This is a genomic window from Actinopolymorpha sp. B17G11, from assembly GCF_040196095.1.
Lineage (GTDB): Bacteria > Actinomycetota > Actinomycetes > Propionibacteriales > Actinopolymorphaceae > Thermasporomyces.
Genome location: NZ_JBEFTW010000002.1, coordinates 288,644 through 305,593, shown reverse-complemented (window position 1 = coordinate 305,593; position 16,950 = coordinate 288,644). Strand labels below are relative to the sequence as shown.

The window sequence follows — 16,950 nt, the reverse complement described above, 5'->3', positions numbered from 1 at the left end:
CATCGCAGACGATGAGAAGGGGACCCAGATGAACGACCGACTCAAGGCCCTCGCCGACGAGGGCGTGGCGATCTGGATCGACGACGTGTCCCGGCAGCGACTCGGTTCGGGCAACCTCGCCGAGCTGGTTCGCGACAAGCACGTCGTCGGCGTGACGAGCAACCCGACCATCTTCGCGAAAGCGCTGTCCGACGCGAAGGTCTACTCCGACCAGACCCGGGACCTCGCCGTCCGCGGCGTCGACGTCGAGGAGGCCGTCCGCGCGATCACGACGTACGACATCCGTTGGGCCTGCGACGTCCTCCGTCCGGCGTACGACGCGAGCGGGGGCGTCGACGGCCGGGTGTCCATCGAGGTCGACCCCCGGCTGGCGCGCGAGACCGAGAAGACGATCGCCGAGGCGCGCGCGCTCTGGTGGCTCGTGGATCGGCCGAACCTCTTCATCAAGATCCCGGCGACGCGCGAAGGACTCCCGGCCATCACGACGGCGTTGGCCGAGGGCATCAGCGTCAACGTCACCCTGATCTTCGGCCTGCAGCGCTACCGCGAGGTGATGGAGGCGTTCCTCACCGGCATGGAGCAGGCAAAGGCGTCCGGCCATGAGCTGTCGAGCATTGGCAGCGTGGCGTCGTTCTTCGTCAGCCGGGTCGACACCGAGGTCGACAAGCGGCTGGACAAGATCGGATCGACCGAGGCCAGGGCTCTGCGCGGCAAGGCCGCGATCGCCAACGCCCGCCTCGCGTTCCAGGCGTACGAAGAGGTCTTCGAGGGTGCCCGTTGGCAGGCGCTGAAATCCGCCGGTGCGCACCCGCAGCGGCCGCTGTGGGCGTCGACGTCGACGAAGGACCCGAGCCTGCCCGACACGATCTACGTCACCGAGCTGGTGACCCGCGGCGTCGTCAACACGATGCCCGAGGCGACGATCGAGGCATACGCCGACCACGGCGAGACGCGCGGCGACACGGTGCTCGACACCTACGCCGAGTCCCGCAAGGTCATCGACGATCTCGAGGCGCTCGGCATCAGCTACGCCGACGTGGTGGGCGTCCTGGAGGACGAGGGCGTCGAGAAGTTCGCGGCCAGCTGGAAGGAACTGCTGGAGTCAGTGAGCAGGGAGCTGGGGGCCCACCGGTGACCGACGCCGTCCGGGTCGAGGTCGACCAGCCCACCTGTGGGGCGGTCCTGCGGGCACTCGTGGACGACGACGTCGCGCCGGCACTGGCCCGCGGCGACTCCCTGCTGTGGGGTACGGCGGCGCAGGAGGAGGCCTCGATCCGGCTGGGCTGGGTCGACTCCCCGCGCACGTCGCGGCCACTGCTCGCCGAGATCGACGCCCTGTCCGCAGAGCTGCGCCAGGAAGGACTCGACCACATCGCCCTTGCCGGAATGGGCGGCTCGTCGCTGGCGCCCGAGGTGATCACGGCGACCGCCGGCGTCGCGCTGACGGTCCTCGACTCCACCGACCCCGCCGTCGTCCGACGGGCGCTCGCGGACCGGCTCGACCGGACCGTGCTGGTCGTGTCCAGCAAGTCCGGTTCCACCGTCGAGACCGACAGTCAGCGCCGCGCCTACCTCCGGGCGTTCGCCGATGCGGGTATCGACGGCCCGAGCCGGATCGTCGTCGTCACCGACCCGGGCTCTCCGCTCGCCGAGCTGGCCGAGAGCGAGGGCTACCGCAAGGTGTTCCTCGCCGACCCCAAGGTGGGCGGGCGCTACTCCGCGTTGACCGCGTTCGGTCTGGTGCCGGCCGGACTGGCGGGAGCCGACGTCGCCGAGCTTCTCGACGAGGCGGAGGCGATCCTTCCGGCGCTCGCCGAGTCCACCCCGGACAACCCCGCCCTGACGCTGGCCGCCGCCCTCGCCGCGGCTCACGAGCAGGGCCTCGAGAAGGTCGTGCTGGGCGACGGTGCCACGCCCATCAGGGGCTTCCCCGCCTGGGTCGAACAGCTCGTCGCCGAGTCCACCGGCAAGGACGGGCGAGGGTTGCTGCCCGTCGACGTCGGCCGCACGTCGGCCACGACACCCGGCTGGAACGGTGCCGGTGCCGGCACCAGGGTCTCCATCGGCACGCCTGAACACCAGGTCCCTGGCCAGGTCCTCACCAGCGGACCCCTCGGCGCGATGTTCCAGCTCTGGGAGGCCGCCGTCGCGATCGCCGGCCGGGTCATCGGGATCAACCCCTTCGACCAGCCGAACGTCGAGGAGGCGAAGAAGCAGGCGCGGGCGCTGCTCGATGCGCCAGAGGCCGGAGACGGGATGCCGCTCGCCTTGACCGAAGGAGCGGTCGAGGTCTACGGCGACCCCTCGACATTGCGCGGCGAGCAGTCGCTCGCCGCGCTCCTCGCGTCCCTGCACGTTCTCGTCCCAGAGACGGGTTATCTCGCGCTGCAGGCCTACCTCGACCGTGACGGCGAGGCCGATGCGGCAGAGCTCCGCCCTCTTGTCGCGGCCACGAGCGGCGTCCAGACGACGTTCGGATGGGGCCCACGGTTCCTGCACTCGACCGGGCAGTACCACAAGGGCGGGCACCGCAACGGCGGCTTCGTCCAGATCACCGGTGAGGTGGCCGAGGACCTCGCCGTACCGGACCGTCCGTACACCTTCGGCCAGCTCCAGCGGGCCCAGGCCGCAGGCGACGCCCGGGTGCTGATCGCCACCAGACAACCCGTCGTACGCCTGCATCTCACCGATCGTCGAGCTGGCCTTGCCCAGCTCATCGCCGCCGTCAAGACGGTGCGCCCATGACCGAACGACGTGCGGTCGTCACGAGGGCACAGCGCCGACCAAGGAGAGGTCGTCCATGACCGATGAGGCCGTGCTGGTGAAGAACCGCCCCGCACCCTCCAACCCGCTCCGCGATCCGCAGGACCGCCGGCTCCCCCGCATCGCCGGTCCGTGCGGCCTCATCATCTTCGGGGTCACCGGCGACCTGGCGCGTACCAAGCTCATGCCGGCCGTCTACGACCTCGCCAACCGCGGGCTCCTACCGCCCGGCTTCGCGTTGGTCGGCTTCGCCCGCCGCGAGTGGGCCAACGAGGACTTCGAAAAGGTCGTCCACGACGCGGTGAAGGAACACGCGCGCACGCCGTTCCGCGAGGAGGTCTGGAAGCAGCTGCGGGAGGGCTGCCGGTTCGTTCAGGGCGAGCTCGGTGACGACCCGTCGTTCGAACGCCTCCGCACCACGATCGACGAGCTCGACCGCGAGCGCGGCACCAACGGCAACCACGCCTTCTATCTCTCGGTGCCGCCGAAGCTGTTTCCCGTGACCGTACGCCAGCTCAAGGAACACGGCCTGGCCGACCAGGGGACGGAGCACTGGCGCCGGGTCGTGGTCGAGAAGCCGTTCGGTCACAACCTGGAGAGCGCCCGCGAGCTCAACCAGATCGTGTCGGAGGTCTTCCCGCCCGAGGCCGTCTTCAGGATCGACCACTACCTCGGCAAGGAGACGGTCCAGAACATCTTCGCGCTGCGGTTCGCCAACCAGATGTTCGAACCGGTGTGGAACGCCAACTACGTCGACCATGTGCAGATCACCATGGCCGAGGACATCGGTATCGGCGGGCGCGCCGGCTACTACGACGGCATCGGCGCGGCCCGCGACGTGATCCAGAACCATCTGCTGCAGCTGCTCGCGCTCAACGCGATGGAGGAGCCGGTCAGCTTCGACGCCCGGGCGTTGCGGATCGAGAAGCAGAAGGTCCTCGCGTCCGTGCAGCTGCCGCGTCGGCTCGATCTGCACACGGCGCACGGACAGTACGCCGACGGGTGGGCCGGTGGCAGGAAGGTCGGCGCCTACCTCGACGAGGAGGGCATCCCGAAGGACTCCCGCACCGAGACCTACGCCGCGATCAAGCTGGAGGTCGACACGCGACGCTGGGCCGGGGTGCCGTTCTACCTACGTACCGGCAAACGCCTACCGAAGCGGGTCACCGAGGTCGCGGTGGTGTTCAAGCGGGCACCGCACCTGCCGTTCGCGGCGACAGCGACCGAGGAGCTCGGCCACAACACGCTCGTGATGCGGATCCAACCTGACGAGGGCATCACCATCCGGTTCGGCTCGAAGGTGCCGGGAACGCAGCTGGAGATCCGGGACGTGACGATGGACTTCGCCTACGGCGGTGCGTTCACCGAGTCCTCGCCGGAGGCGTACGAACGGCTGATCCTCGACGTGCTTCTCGGCGATCCGCCGCTGTTTCCCCAGCACGAGGAGGTCGAGCTGTCCTGGCAGATCCTCGACCCGATCGTCGACTTCTGGGCCGAACACGCCAAGCTCGAGCAGTACCCGTCCGGCACCTGGGGGCCGTCCAGCGCTGACGAGATGCTCGCCCGGGACGGCCGCACCTGGAGACGACCGTGAGCGACGTGCGCGAGGCTTCTCAGCCACCCGTACGACAGCCACACCCGTACGACAAGGGGATCCGGGCGCCGATCGTGCGGAGTGAAGGAGCAGTGCTGTGATCATCGATCTTTCCGACACGAGTGCGAGCGAGATCGCGTCGGCCCTGGTCAAGGCGCGTCGCAACGCCGGGAGCCCGGCGATGGGCATGGTGCTCACGCTCATCGTGGTGGCCGACGAGAGCGGACACTACGACGCGCTGAAGGCCGCGATGCTGGCGGCGAAGGAGCATCCGTCCCGCATCATCGGCGTGATCCCGCGCAACGGCGAAGGCCCGGCGAGACTCGACGCCGAGGTGCGGGTGGGCGGCGAGAGCGGTCCGGGTGAGAGCCTGCTGCTCCGCCTCTACGGAGAGCTCTCCCAGCACCCGGACTCGGTGGCGATGCCGTTGCTGCTGCCCGAGTCGCCGGTCGTCACCTGGTGGCCCGGGAGGGCGCCCGCGATCCCCTCAGCCGATCCGCTCGGCCAGCTGGCCCGTCGCCGGGTCACCGATGCGGCGGCAGCCGAACGACCGATCGAGGCGCTGCACGAACACTGCCGGGGCTACGCGCCGGGTGACACGGACCTGGCGTGGACGCGTACGACCCCGTGGCGGGCCCTGCTGGCCGCGGCACTGGACCAGAAGCACGCCAGGGTCGTCGGCGCGACCATCGAGGCCGAACGGTCCAACGCCAGCGCCGACCTGATAGCCGCCTGGCTGGCCCTGCGGCTGCGGATCCCGACGTCGGTGACGACGAGCGAGGGCCCCGGCATCACGGCGGCCCGTCTCCACACCGACGACGGCGACATCGCCATCACCCGAGGCGACGGTCTGTTGGCGCGGTACTCGATTCCCGATCAGCCCGAACGCCACGTCGCACTGAAACGCCGCGAGACCTCCGAACTGCTCGCGGAGGAACTGCGCCGGCTGGATCCGGACGACGTCTATGCGCTGACGGTCGAGGAACTGCTGCGCATGCGGGCCCACGACATCGATCCGCGCAAGTCCACGCGCGAGGCGGAGGTCCAGGGTTCGCGATGAGTACCCCCGAGATCGTCGTCCATGCCACCAAGGACCTGCTCGCCGAAGCCATCGCGGCCCGGCTCGTCACCGCGCTGGTCGACGTCCAGGCGAGCCGGACCAGGGCGTCGGTCGTCCTCACCGGCGGTGGGATCGGGACCGGCAGCCTTGCCGCCCTCGCCAACTCGCCGGCCCGCGACGCGATCGACTGGCGACGGCTGGACGTGTGGTGGGGCGACGAACGCTACCTGCCCACCGGCGATCCCGAACGCAACGAGACCGGCGCCCGTGCGGCACTCCTCGACCACGTGCCGGTGGATCCGGCCCGGATCCACCCCATGCCGTCCGCGGACGAGCATGACGCCGCCAGGGTCGAGGCGGCCGCGGAGCGCTATGCGTCCGAGCTGGCCGCCGCGGTGCGTCCCGAGGACCACGGCCCGGTTCCGGCGTTCGACATCTGCATGCTCGGGGTCGGGCCGGACGGTCATGTGGCGTCGCTGTTCCCCGAACGTCCCGCCGTCTACGACGAACGTCCGGTGGTCGGGGTCCACGGAGCGCCGAAGCCGCCGCCCACAAGGATCTCCCTGACCTTCCCGGCGCTCAACGCCGCGCGCGAGGTGTGGTTCCTGGTCTCGGGAGCGGAGAAGGCGGGGGCTGTACGCCTGGCTCTGTCCGGGGCGGGTCCCGTACAGATCCCGGCGGCCGGCGTACGCGGTCGGCAGCGCACGCTGTGGCTGCTCGACCGGGCCGCCGCCAAGGAGCTGCCGGCCGACCTGCACCGCCCGACGACTCCCTGACCCCGACCGGCGGGCGACGAGCGGTACCCGGCGGCCGATCCGGCGGCGTCCCGCCGAGACCGGAAACGTCAGGTGCACACGGGCACGGGCTCGACCGGGGGGACCGCTTCGTTCCTGGGCTCGTCGTCCGTTCCGGCGGATCCGTCCTCGTCGTCTCCGCGGTCGTCGAGCGGGTGCGCGAGTTCGTCCTTCGGCATCTTCGCCAGCACGATCGCCAGCACCGCGATCACGGCGGGGATCAGGCCGGCGGCGAGGAACGTCGTACCCGACCCGACCGCGGCGCTCACCGGCCCGGCCAGCGCCATCGACAACGGCATGAACACCAGCGAGACGAAGAAGTCGAGGCTCGAGACCCGGCCCAGCATGTGCGGGGGCACCCGACGCTGCAACAGGGTTCCCCAGATCACCATCGGCGCGGAGAAGCAGATCCCGACGACGAACACCGCGACCGCGATCTGCGCGACGTGGGTGGCGAAGCCGACGAAGACGAGGGGCGCGCAACCGAGGCCCCAGAACAGGTTCATGACCGTGAGGTATCGCCGTGGCATCCGGAACGAGGCCATCGCCATCGACCCGACCGCGCCACCGATTCCGAACGCCGCCATCACGATCGCGTGGTCGCCGGGTCCGCCGCCGGCTCGGTCCTTGATCACGAACGGTACAAGGACGTCGATCGGCCCCATGATCAGCAGGATCAGTACCGACGCGAACAGCAACGTCGCCAACAGCCATGGCGTACGCACCATGTAGACGAAGCCGTCCCTGAGGTCGGTCACGGCGGATCGCACGGGATGCTCAGGGCCTGCCGGACGCTCCTGCCGGAGTGGCACCGGGCGCATCGCCAGCAGCAGGGCGACGCCGGCCGCCTCGCACACGCAGACCACCACCAGGGCCGCGCCCGGGGACCAGGCCGCGATCACCGCACTCGCCACGGCCGGACCGGCCGCCTGCATGATCATCGGGCGCAGCATGCCCTCGACACCGTTCGCGGCCATCAGGTCCCGGCCGGGAAGGATCGACGGCAGCAGCGCGGAGTACGCGGGATAGGTGAACCCACTGCCGAGCCCGATCGCCAGTGCCACGAGCACCAGGTGCCACACCTCGAGCCAGCTTGCGACGGCCAGTGCCACCACCACGCCGACCGCGAGGGTGCGTACGACGGCGACGGCACGCAGGATCCGGAGCTGCGGGATGCGGTCGGCCATGACCCCGCCGAGCAGAGCGGTGGCGAGCATTCCGCCGGCAGAGGCGGCCGACACCATCGACACGGCGCCAGGCCCACCACCCAGCGCGATGACCTGCCACACGAGCGCGATCAACCATCCGCCGGCACCGAACAGCGACAGCGTGACCGACGCGGCCAACAGCCGGTACTGCCCGAACCGGAACGGCCGCAACGGTCCGCGCAACCAGCCCGGGCTGGTCGCACTCGTCGAGTCGTTCATGGCCCTTCCCCTCCACCGATGGTCGTGTCGTCGCCCGCTGCTGAGTCTGACCGGCGGTACCCCTGCAAATCATCGCCGATGTCCGATCACGTCCGACTCCCTGCCACACCAGAACATCTCGATGTGGCCTCTGCTATTGGTAGGTGTCGGGCATTTCGCACCGAGAGGACCCACTGTGACCGAACCGATCGTCCGCGTGTTCCCAGACCGCGCCAGCCTCGGGCATGCGGCGGCCAGCGACATCGCGGCGGAGATCCGCGAACGGCTCGGCCTCCAGGACGCCGTACGCATGATCTTCGCGGCCGCACCCAGCCAGCAGGAGACCCTCGACGCACTCACCGCCGAGGCGGGAATCGACTGGGAACGCGTGACGGCGTTCCAGATGGATGACTATCTCGGGCTTCCCGACGAGGCACCACAACGGTTCGGTCAGTGGCTGCGGGCAGCGATCTTCGACAGGTTGCCGTTCAAGGACGTGCACCTGATGCGGACCGACGGGGATGCCGAGCTCCGGCCGGCGGAATATGCCACACTGCTCGACGAGGCCCCGATCGACATCTGCTGTCTCGGCATCGGCGTCAACGGCCACATCGCGTTCAACGACCCGCCGGTGGCCGACTTCGCCGATCCATTGGCCGTGAAGGTGGTCGAGCTCGATTCCACCTGCCGCCAGCAACAGGTGGACGACGGCTGCTTCCCCACCTTCGACGACGTACCCACGAGGGCTCTGACCCTGACCGTGCCGCGCCTGCTCGACGTGGGGCGGATGTTCTGCATGGTTCCCGGGCCGGCGAAGGCGCCCGCGGTTCGCGACGCGTTGCAGGGTCCGATCGCGGAGTCGTGTCCGGCCAGTGCCTTGCGTACCCACCACGGCTGCACCGTCTATCTCGACCAGGACTCCGCCCATGACCTCGACTGAGCCTTTGCCCGGTTCTCCCGGCGTGACCGAGTTGGCCGGCCGCGACCCCGCTACCGGCCTGTTGACGGTCGTACGCATCGAGGACGGCCTCATCGCGAAGGTGACCAGGAGTCCGGCGGGCTCAGCGGGCTCAGCGGAGGACGCGGAGGTATGGATAGCGCCCGGATTCGTCGACCTGCAGGTCAACGGGTTCGGCGGATTCGACGCCAATGCCGCCGAGGACGATGCCGGGCCGGAGGTGGTGGTCGGTCTCGTCCACGCGCTGTTCGCGGTCGGCGTCACGACCGTCGTTCCCACCATCGTGACGGCGGCCGAGTCCCACATCATCGCGTGCCTGCGCCGGATCGTCCGGGCCCGGGAGCGCGACCCGTTGGTGCGGCACGCGATCCCCTTCGTCCATGTGGAGGGGCCGCACCTGTCCGGCGAGGACGGGCCACGCGGGGTGCATCCGGCCGCGCACGTACGCCCGCCCGACGTGGCGGAGTTCGCGCGCTGGCAGGCGGCCTGCGACGGGCTGGTGGGAATGGTGACGCTGTCGCCGCACTTCGCTGGGAGTCCTGCCTACATCTCAGATCTCGTCACCCGCGGGATCCGCGTCTCCGTAGGCCACACGCACGCCGAACCCGAGCAGATCAGGGCGGCGGCGGAGGCGGGTGCGTCGTTGTCGACGCATCTCGGCAACGGCGCCCATGCGGTCCTGGCCCGGCATCCCAACTACGTGTGGGCGCAGCTCGCCGATGACCGCCTGGCCGCGGGCTTCATCGCCGACGGCCATCATCTGCCGGCGGACACACTCATCGCGATGCTGCGGGCCAAGGGACTGTCGCGGTCGTTCCTCGTGTCGGACGCCACGACACTCGCGGGATCGCCGCCCGGCACCTACCGCACGCCGGTCGGTGGCGAGGTGGAGCTGTCCGCCGAGGGGCGGTTGTCGCATGTGGGTACGCCGTACCTTGCCGGTGCCGCGCGTTCGATCGGCGACGGCGTGGCACACGTGGCGGGGCTGGGGCCGTTCTCGCTCGGCGAGGCGGTGGCGCTGGCGACGACGACGCCAGGTGCCATCGCGGGCGGCCGCGGGACTCTCGACATCGGCGCGCCGGCGGACCTGGTCCGGTTCCGTCGGAGCGCCGGCAAGGCGGAGTTGACAGTGGAGGACGTCGTGGTCGCGGGCACCCCGTGCCCCCGAGTCTGAATGGAATTGCTCTCGAACCTGAATGGAATTGCCTCGAGCCTGAGTCGATTGCGGAGAAATGGTTGACCGTGACCCGTTTCGGAAGGCCACTTCTCCGCATTGAACGCGTCAGACCGCACCTCCCGTGCGGTCCGAGCGCTCAGACTTCCGACATGGGCCGTCCGATCGACTGCCGTCGATCAACTTTGTCGCGCTGCATCCTTGGTCGACATGTGCGCGACCGACCGACGGGGAGGGCAGACAGCCGCACGCATACGGCCTTCAGGTGGCAGCCACACCCGGGTTGTGTGCGTCGCTCTCGACGGACGTGTACTGGGGTTGTCGCAGGCTGCCGGTGGCAGTCCTACGCACGACATCAACGCCAAGGAGCACGTTCGGTCCGCCATTCACGATGCGATACATCGAGCTGGCGTTCAGTCTGGTAACGCCGTTGGGCTGGTATCCGGAATGGCTGGCTTCGACGGTGAGCGCGACTTGGGCTGGGCTATTGAACATGTCGAGGTCAGCGGGCTCGCATGCGCTCGGTACACCGTCAATGACGCAGTTGTGGCCCAGGCTGGAGCTTTTGCTGGCCGTCCGGGCATCGTCGTGATCGCCGGTACGGGCTCGGTGATCCTTGGCATCACCGAAGATGGAGAACACGTTCGTAACGACCGTTACTTCCACTATCCGGTGGTGCTCGTCACCTGTCCTTCGACGCAATGGCGCGCATCCTGATCGACGAGGACACCGACGCAGATGCCGTGGCTCAGCTGACAACAGCTGCCGCGGAGTCGTCACCGCTTGCCTCGGCGACCTGCAGCCAACTCGCCGGGGCGACTTGTGTTGGTGTCCGCTTGCTCGCTGCTCACTTCGAGTCGACGACCGTGCCAGTAGCTCTACAGGTTGGTCTAGGTCGGTCCGGTGCTTTTGCAGGGAGAGTCGGGACCGGGTTGGCAGCCTCACGAGGGAAACGCCTCGACGTTGTTGATCCGGTGCTCGAGCCTGCTGCGGGCGCGGCACTGTTGGCCTTGCGGCGAGCTGGCGTAGACACAACCGAGTTGGTGGTCAGGCGACTCGCGGCGGGTCCGAAGTGACATCTGACCGCCGACCCACACAGACATCGGGTCGGCGGTCAGATGCCGAAGCACGGCCGTCGTACGGGTCAGTCCATCGGGGGAAGTCCGAGCGCCTCACGCGCGAGGTCGAGGAAGTGGTCGCCGCGGACCACCGTGTAGTCATCGCTCAGTGAGTTGGCCACTTCCGCCAGGTCCGCGGGATTCATGCTCCACGCGATCGGAGCGATTGACACGAACAACGGTGACGTGCCGTCCCAGTCCGCGGCCGACTCGGCGATGGCGTTCTTGGTCTGCTCGACGCTGTTGACGAGATATCCGGTCGCCTGCGGCACGCCCGCGACGACCTGCATCTCGGTGTGGTCGGTGTGGTGGATGAACCAACCCCTGGGCCGTACGTCCGTGGCGAACTGGTGAGCCTTCTCGTCGCTGAGGTCCACGTCCTCGTGGTCGACCCGGTTGAGGATCTGGATCGAGTCCATGCCGGTGCGCTTCATGTACGCACCCGTCGTCGCTGTGTAGGTGGAGAAGGTGGCGTCCGGCCACGCGGTCGGGTAGATGTAGCCCGCGCCAGAGGGTCCAGCGACGAGGTAGTCGTTCTCGGTCGCGGTCTGCTGGTAGTGGGCCAGGATCGCCGGTGCGCCATCGGCGAGCAGCGGGTTGGTGGTCCAGTTGATCGGAACACTGCCGCGCGCGTCGTTCTCCCACAGGTTGCGCATGTGGTGCTGGTTGTAGGCAAAGTTGTCGCCCTCGCCCAGGGTGAACGTCACATAGATCCGGTTCTCCAGCCGCGGAGTGGGCGGTGACTGCTGCTGGTCACTGACCGGCGGCCGGGCACCCGCGAACACCGTGCCGTTCGCAAACCAGTCCGCGGGGACGACGTAGGCGGCGTGCTGGGACACCAGCTCAGTGCCGGCGAACTCGCCGGCGATGTCGGACGCAAACCACCCCATGTACGGCGTGTACGGGTCAACCGCGGACAGCATGTCCTCCAGTAGCGCGCGTTCCTCGGCTGCGTTGACTTCAAGCCAGAACACCATCGCGCGGTTGGCGACGGCGTAGTCCCGGAAAAATCCGAGGTGGACCTCCGGATTGAGAGCTACCACCATCCGGTGGGTGGTCTTGTCCCACAACTCCTCGAACTGCCATCTGTAGGCGTCGAGGCCGCTGTCGAAGCGATCGCGCAGGTCGACCAGTGTGGTCAGTCGGTAGGGAGCCTCGGAAAGCCGGGCCGCGAGTTGCGGACTGACGGCCAGCGCGTCGTGGATTCCCGCCAGTGTGGTGGCGACGTTGACTGTGTCGGGGATGCTGGGATCCCAGACCACCATTCCCTTGGCTTCCGTCTGATACTTCGACAACATCTCCCAGCGGTCCTGCTCGTCCCACGGCAGGCCGAGGTCCTCCAGCCAGGTGTATGCACCCTCTTCCTCGGTGTGGAGCAGGTAGAGGCGTGGCCGGGAGCGATTGACCAGACCCTGAAGCGTGGTGAACATGACCTTCTCGTCGTTGGGGACCGGCGAGAGAAGGTTGACGACATCGAGGTGGCGGGGCCGCGCGAAGTGCGGAAGAGCCTGACCTTCCGGCCACGAGATACCCGACGTCGGCGGGGCCGCGTTCGCAGGGGAGGCAGAACCCAGGACGGACAGCCCGATCGGCAGAGTCGAGGCGAGCAGGAACCGGCGACGCGAGACGTTCGACGGGGTTCGGTCCATGGCGGGGTTTCCCTACAGGGCTCAGGACGGTGGGCGATGGCGGTAAAGGTACTGCGAGGATTGCATGTGTCAATGTGGTAGCAGCGTCCCTAAGCAACGGCCTCTGGACGCATTTGACGGGAGGGTTAACCTGAGCAGTCGCGGTCGGATGAGAATGAACCAGTGGGTGTGCGATGAGCGTGGACAACAAGACGGACAGGGCTCCGCTCTACGAGCAGGTGCGGCGCGCGCTGCGTGCCGCGATCGAGCAGAGTGGCCACGCCCCCGGAACACCGTTCGTCACCGAGCGCGAGGTATGCCGCCGGTTCGGCGTGAGTTCGACAACCGCCGTCCGTGCCCTCAACGAGCTTGTTGCCGAGGGGGTCCTCGTCCGCCGTCAGGGAGTCGGAACGTTCATCGCCGAACGGCCTGCTGAGAAGGCAAATGCCGAGGCGCCGACGCCCGCCGGAGCGCACCGGAAGCCCACCGTGGCGTGCATCCTGCAGAACCACAGCTCCTACATCAGTCAGCTTCTGATGGGTCTGGAAACCACCTGCACCGAGCACGGCTACCGCTTGTTCCTCACGCACTGCAACGACCGTCCCGAGCGGGAGCGGACGGCACTTCAGGAGGCACTCAACGCGAACGTCAGCGGCATCGTGCTCTACCCGGCCGAAGGCGGTGCCAACGCCGACGCCCTGGCCGAGGTACGCCGGCGCGGCGTTCCTCTGGTCATGATCGACCGGTACCGGCCGGACCTTGCCGCGGACGCAGTCGTCGCAGACAACGTCGCGGTCGGCTACGAGGTGACGCAGGAACTGATCCGCATGGGGCACCGACGCATCGCCACTCTGTGGAGCGAGACCGAATGCACCAGCGTGCGCGACCGGTTGACAGGGCACCTGCAGGCGCTGCGGAACAACGACATCCCCATCCACCCCGAACTCACGGTGCTCCGCAGATACGTCGGGCTGACCGAGCCCGGACAGTCCGGGACGCTCGAGACGCTGCTTGCAGACCCCGATCCTCCGAGCGTCCTTCTCTGCGCGAACGGCTTTACCCTCGCGCACGCCGTCGCCGACCTTGCGGCCATGGGCGTCGACGTACCAGGACAGGTCGACCTGGCCGGCATGGATGACGCCGGCCCGTTCGACATCCTTCCGCTGACCGTGGTCGCCGCGTCCCTTCCCGCCACGGACATCGGCCGTGAGGCGGCACTCTTGCTTCATCACCGCGTCACCAGCGGCGAGCCGTACAAGGGTGTCAAGCACCTCGTCCTTCCGATCAAGATCCGAACGAGGCACGCGGATTCCAGGCACCTTGGTGTGGTGCCGGCTACCTCGACTCCCGAGCCCGACGCGGTACCCCAGCCCGCCGGCACTTCTCTGCGCGACACCGAGCCCGTGCGACATTGACGGGGCGACCGACCAAGATCAACAGAGGTTCAGGAACAGGCTCTAAGCAGGGCGGATGACCACCTGGTCCGCCGGGAACGTTTCGGTCGTTCCGTCCTTGCGACTGACCACCACCTGCGGCAGCCCTTCGCCGAGCACGATCGTGGCCTCATCACCCTTGCCCAGGCGGACCGGACGTAGCTCACCACGATCCCGGACAACCCAGCCGAGACCACGTACCGATTCGACGAGGCCCTCCGCGCGAAGGACACCGAGCGCCGAACGCACGGCAGTCCGGGCAAGGTGGTAGTGCTGCCCTAGCGCGCCCTCGGAGGGCAGCCGCTCTCCCGGCGCAAGCTCGCCCGCGGCGATCTGGCGTCGAAGCTCGTCGGCGAGTTGCCGGAAGAGAGCCCGATCAGCGGTTGGATCGATCATCGTTCGTGACGCTATGTCCGCCTGGCCGGCTTGGAGGTTGTCCCCACAGGCACCTAGGCCTACAGTTAACGCCAAGGCGCGGCGGCTGGTCGACCGGACCCGGCCCCCATTCCCGCCGGTCCCGGCCGCCGCGTCCTACCACAGCGACGTACCGACATGTGGTCGCGTCGAGCGAAGGCCAAGCGGGTCAACGGGTGGCGTCGAACCAGAGGGGAGGAGACGGCGTGCGATGGAAGGTCCTGACGTTCCTGGCGTTCGCCCTCGTCGGCTGCCTCCTGGCGATGGTGGTCCCGCGCTGACCGTCGGCTCAGCCTCGACTCAGGCCATGGTCGGAGGAAGGCTCGGTCGGTGGACCGATGCCTGCCGTTGGTCACCACTGCGAGTCTTCCCGCATGACAACGCGCTCGACAGATCCCCTGTACGCCGACTGGGTGGTGGTGCCCGGTGGCTTCCTTCACCGAGGTACGCCGATGGAGGAGGTGGCAGCTGTCTTCGACCGACACCGTGACCTTCAGGTCGATGTCGAATGGTTCCGCAAGGAGGCGCCCCGGACCGACGTGTACGTCCCCACGTACCGCATCGCCCGTACGGCCGTCACCCACGCACAGTGGTCGCACTTCACCGCCGACACCGGTCGCAGATCGCCCACAGGCGAGCCAGACCATCCGGTCACCGGTGTCCCCTGGGCCGAAGCTACTGCGTACTGCGCCTGGCTCGGTCACCAACTCGACCGGCCCGTCCGGCTGCCCACCGAGAACGAGTGGGAACGCGCGGCCCGAGGCGACGACACGCGGGAGTACCCCTGGGGTGACGAGTTCGACCCACGCTTGGCGAACCTGCGGGAGCATGGAGCGGGTGGCCCCCTGCCGGTGGGATCCTTCCCAGCGGGAGCAAGCCCGTTCGGGGTCCTCGACCTGGCCGGGAACTGCGACGAGTGGACCTCGACCGAATATGCACGCTACCCGGGAGCGCCTGCGGGCGTCCCCGTCACCGACACCTACGCGACCGATCCTCATGTCACCCGTGGCGGTGCGTGGTTCCACTGCCGAGACCTCGCCCGGTGCTCTCGCCGGCATGGCGCGTACGACCCAGATCTCGTCGGCATCGGCTTCCGCCTGGCGAGCTCCGTCTGAGACCAGCCATGCGACCCTGCCACGGCAGTAGTTTCGACCGCCACGGACCTGTCCGAAGATGCCGCCCACGGTGGGCGTCTGATCCGTCGGACAGGTCCGCGACACTCAAGCTCGCTAGGCCGTTGCGGTGACCGGACTGGCGGCTGGCTCAGGCTCCGGCGCCAGTGCAGACCGCGGGCCGTTGTAGACCTGCAGGTCGAGCAGACCCTCCCGCTTCGCCACGATGGTCGGCACCAGCGCCTGGCCCGCGACGTTGGTGGCGGTACGCATCATGTCCAGAATCGGGTCGATGGCGATGAGCAGACCCACTCCCTCGAGCGGGAGCCCGAGGGTCGAGAGCGTCAGCGTCAGCATGACGATCGCACCGGTGAGCCCCGCCGTCGCCGCCGAACCGACGACCGAGACGAACGCGATCAGCAGATACTCTGTCAAGCCAAGGTTGACACCGAAGATCTGCGCCACCGTGATCGCCGCCAGCGCTGGATAGATGGCCGCGCAGCCGTCCATCTTCGTGGTGGCACCGAAGGGCACGGCGAATGAGGCGTACTCCTGTGGCACACCGAGGTTCCGCGTCACGACGCGCTGGGTCAGTGGCATGGTGCCCACCGACGACCGGGACACGAACGCCAACTCGATCGCCGGCCACGCGCCGGAGAAGAACTTCAACGGACTCAGGCCGTGCAGGCGGGCGAGGATGCTGTAGACACCGAAGAGGACGAGTGCGCATCCGACATACACGTCGACGGTGAAGGTCGCGAGCGGGCCCAGGAGGTCCCAACCGTACGTCGCGACCGCCTTGCCGATCAGGCCGAGCGTCCCGATCGGCGCTAGCCGGATGATCCACCAGAGCACCTTCTGCACAAGGGCAAGCGCTGAACGGTTGAACGCCAGGAACGGTTCGGCCTTCTCCCCCGCCGCCAGCGCCGCTGCTCCGACGACCGCCGCCACCACGACGATCTGCAGGACGTTGAACGACAGGGCCGTCGTCACCGAGACCACGCCATCCGCTTGCTCCGTTGAGGTTTCGGCGGACACGCCGAGCACGTTGGCGGGAATGATGCCGGTGAGGAAGTCGAGCCAGGACCCGCTGGTTCCGTCATAGGCCTCCGCGTTGTCCTGCGAGAGCGACGTGTCGAGGCCCGGGTTGGTGAGCAGACCGAGGACAAGCCCGATCGTCACGGCGAGGAGCGAGGTGATCATGAACCAGAGCAGGGTCTGGCCCGCGAGTCGTGCCGCACCGGTCACCTGGCGGAGGCTGGCGATGCTCACGACGATAGCGGTGAAGATCAACGGGGGTACGGCGACCCGCAGCAGCTGGACGAAGATGCTGCCGATCTGGGTGAGGGTTTCGGCGAGCCAGCTCAGCCCGAGGCCGCGGGCGAGCAGGCCGAGGATGATGCCGAGGGTCAGACCCGCGAGGATCTGGGCCCAGAACGGCAAGCGGGGTTGACGAGTCTGCCGCGCTGACGCGGCGGAGGTAGCCGACACGATTT

The 16,950-nt window shown here is 68.4% G+C and carries 15 protein-coding genes; 10 read left to right on the top strand and 5 right to left on the bottom strand.

What is annotated here, in order from left to right:
• Positions 1-28 precede the first annotated feature (28 nt).
• From tal to pgl, 5 genes are all read left to right on the top strand, one after another.
• On the top strand, positions 29-1,135 hold the full coding sequence (gene tal, locus ABN028_RS03735; protein ID WP_349326547.1) for a transaldolase: 1,107 nt from the start codon (positions 29-31) through the stop codon (positions 1,133-1,135).
• Entirely contained in the window at positions 1,132-2,745 is a 1,614-nt protein-coding gene (locus tag ABN028_RS03730; RefSeq protein WP_349695624.1) for a phosphoglucose isomerase-related protein, read from the top strand. The genes tal and ABN028_RS03730 overlap by 4 nt, the downstream gene beginning before the upstream one ends.
• Positions 2,746-2,800: 55 nt before the next feature.
• The gene (gene zwf, locus ABN028_RS03725) at positions 2,801-4,357 is read left to right on the top strand and encodes a glucose-6-phosphate dehydrogenase (RefSeq protein ID WP_349326545.1); all 1,557 of its coding nucleotides are present in this window, start codon (positions 2,801-2,803) and stop codon (positions 4,355-4,357) included.
• A gap of 97 nt (positions 4,358-4,454) precedes the next feature.
• A complete protein-coding gene (locus tag ABN028_RS03720) occupies positions 4,455-5,417 on the top strand; it encodes a glucose-6-phosphate dehydrogenase assembly protein OpcA (RefSeq protein ID WP_349326543.1) in 963 nt (320 codons plus the stop codon).
• Positions 5,414-6,193, top strand: a complete 780-nt coding sequence (gene pgl, locus ABN028_RS03715; protein WP_349326542.1) for a 6-phosphogluconolactonase — start codon at positions 5,414-5,416, stop codon at positions 6,191-6,193. Before ABN028_RS03720 ends, pgl begins: the two co-directional genes overlap by 4 nt.
• Before the next feature lie 68 nt (positions 6,194-6,261).
• Here pgl and ABN028_RS03710 read toward each other — a convergent pair whose 3' ends face one another.
• Positions 6,262-7,638 carry an MFS transporter gene (locus tag ABN028_RS03710; RefSeq protein WP_349695623.1) on the bottom strand — a complete coding sequence of 459 codons (1,377 nt, stop codon included), beginning with the start codon at positions 7,636-7,638 and terminating at the stop codon, positions 6,262-6,264.
• A 175-nt stretch (positions 7,639-7,813) separates the two neighbouring features.
• Between ABN028_RS03710 and ABN028_RS03705 the strand changes: the two genes are divergently transcribed.
• From ABN028_RS03705 to ABN028_RS03695, 3 genes are all read left to right on the top strand, one after another.
• Positions 7,814-8,557 (top strand): glucosamine-6-phosphate deaminase, encoded by a 744-nt coding sequence (locus tag ABN028_RS03705; protein ID WP_349695622.1) that lies wholly within the window; start codon positions 7,814-7,816, stop codon positions 8,555-8,557.
• Entirely contained in the window at positions 8,544-9,749 is a 1,206-nt protein-coding gene (locus tag ABN028_RS03700) for an N-acetylglucosamine-6-phosphate deacetylase (protein WP_349695621.1), read from the top strand. Before ABN028_RS03705 ends, ABN028_RS03700 begins: the two co-directional genes overlap by 14 nt.
• A 210-nt stretch (positions 9,750-9,959) precedes the next feature.
• Positions 9,960-10,466 (top strand): BadF/BadG/BcrA/BcrD ATPase family protein, encoded by a 507-nt coding sequence (locus ABN028_RS03695; protein ID WP_349695620.1) that lies wholly within the window; start codon positions 9,960-9,962, stop codon positions 10,464-10,466.
• Between the two features lie 224 nt (positions 10,467-10,690).
• Here ABN028_RS03695 and ABN028_RS03690 read toward each other — a convergent pair whose 3' ends face one another.
• Both ABN028_RS03690 and ABN028_RS03685 read right to left on the bottom strand, forming a co-directional pair.
• Positions 10,691-10,828 carry a hypothetical protein gene (locus ABN028_RS03690; protein WP_349326534.1) on the bottom strand — a complete coding sequence of 46 codons (138 nt, stop codon included), beginning with the start codon at positions 10,826-10,828 and terminating at the stop codon, positions 10,691-10,693.
• A gap of 65 nt (positions 10,829-10,893) precedes the next feature.
• Positions 10,894-12,516, bottom strand: coding sequence for a GxGYxYP domain-containing protein (locus ABN028_RS03685; RefSeq protein WP_349326532.1), 1,623 nt, complete (start codon positions 12,514-12,516; stop codon positions 10,894-10,896).
• A 173-nt stretch (positions 12,517-12,689) separates the two neighbouring features.
• On the opposite strand from ABN028_RS03685, the gene ABN028_RS03680 reads away from it, so the two are divergent.
• Positions 12,690-13,910: a GntR family transcriptional regulator gene (locus ABN028_RS03680; protein ID WP_349326530.1), complete on the top strand. Its 1,221-nt coding sequence runs from the start codon at positions 12,690-12,692 to the stop codon at positions 13,908-13,910.
• A gap of 42 nt (positions 13,911-13,952) precedes the next feature.
• Here the strand turns inward: ABN028_RS03680 and ABN028_RS03675 are convergent, their stop codons facing one another.
• Complete coding sequence (locus ABN028_RS03675; protein ID WP_349695619.1) at positions 13,953-14,324, bottom strand: GntR family transcriptional regulator; 372 nt, start codon at positions 14,322-14,324, stop codon at positions 13,953-13,955.
• 392 nt (positions 14,325-14,716) lie between these two features.
• Between ABN028_RS03675 and ABN028_RS03670 the strand changes: the two genes are divergently transcribed.
• Positions 14,717-15,457, top strand: a complete 741-nt coding sequence (locus ABN028_RS03670; RefSeq protein ID WP_349695618.1) for a formylglycine-generating enzyme family protein — start codon at positions 14,717-14,719, stop codon at positions 15,455-15,457.
• A gap of 114 nt (positions 15,458-15,571) precedes the next feature.
• Here the strand turns inward: ABN028_RS03670 and ABN028_RS03665 are convergent, their stop codons facing one another.
• The gene (locus ABN028_RS03665; RefSeq protein ID WP_349695617.1) at positions 15,572-16,945 is read right to left on the bottom strand and encodes a dicarboxylate/amino acid:cation symporter; all 1,374 of its coding nucleotides are present in this window, start codon (positions 16,943-16,945) and stop codon (positions 15,572-15,574) included.
• Between the last annotated feature and the right edge of the window lie 5 nt (positions 16,946-16,950).

Excerpts from the sequence above, each read along its gene's own strand:
- tal (WP_349326547.1), top strand. The coding sequence starts at position 29 with ATGAACGACCGACTCAAGGCCCTCGCCGACGAGGGCGTGGCGATCTGG.
- zwf (WP_349326545.1), top strand. The coding sequence starts at position 2,801 with ATGACCGATGAGGCCGTGCTGGTGAAGAACCGCCCCGCACCCTCCAAC.
- pgl (WP_349326542.1), top strand. The coding sequence starts at position 5,414 with ATGAGTACCCCCGAGATCGTCGTCCATGCCACCAAGGACCTGCTCGCC.
- ABN028_RS03710 (WP_349695623.1), bottom strand. The coding sequence starts at position 7,638 with ATGAACGACTCGACGAGTGCGACCAGCCCGGGCTGGTTGCGCGGACCG.
- ABN028_RS03700 (WP_349695621.1), top strand. The coding sequence starts at position 8,544 with ATGACCTCGACTGAGCCTTTGCCCGGTTCTCCCGGCGTGACCGAGTTG.
- ABN028_RS03695 (WP_349695620.1), top strand. The coding sequence starts at position 9,960 with ATGTGCGCGACCGACCGACGGGGAGGGCAGACAGCCGCACGCATACGG.
- ABN028_RS03690 (WP_349326534.1), bottom strand. The coding sequence starts at position 10,828 with ATGTCACTTCGGACCCGCCGCGAGTCGCCTGACCACCAACTCGGTTGT.
- ABN028_RS03685 (WP_349326532.1), bottom strand. The coding sequence starts at position 12,516 with ATGGACCGAACCCCGTCGAACGTCTCGCGTCGCCGGTTCCTGCTCGCC.
- ABN028_RS03680 (WP_349326530.1), top strand. The coding sequence starts at position 12,690 with ATGAGCGTGGACAACAAGACGGACAGGGCTCCGCTCTACGAGCAGGTG.
- ABN028_RS03675 (WP_349695619.1), bottom strand. The coding sequence starts at position 14,324 with ATGATCGATCCAACCGCTGATCGGGCTCTCTTCCGGCAACTCGCCGAC.
- ABN028_RS03670 (WP_349695618.1), top strand. The coding sequence starts at position 14,717 with ATGACAACGCGCTCGACAGATCCCCTGTACGCCGACTGGGTGGTGGTG.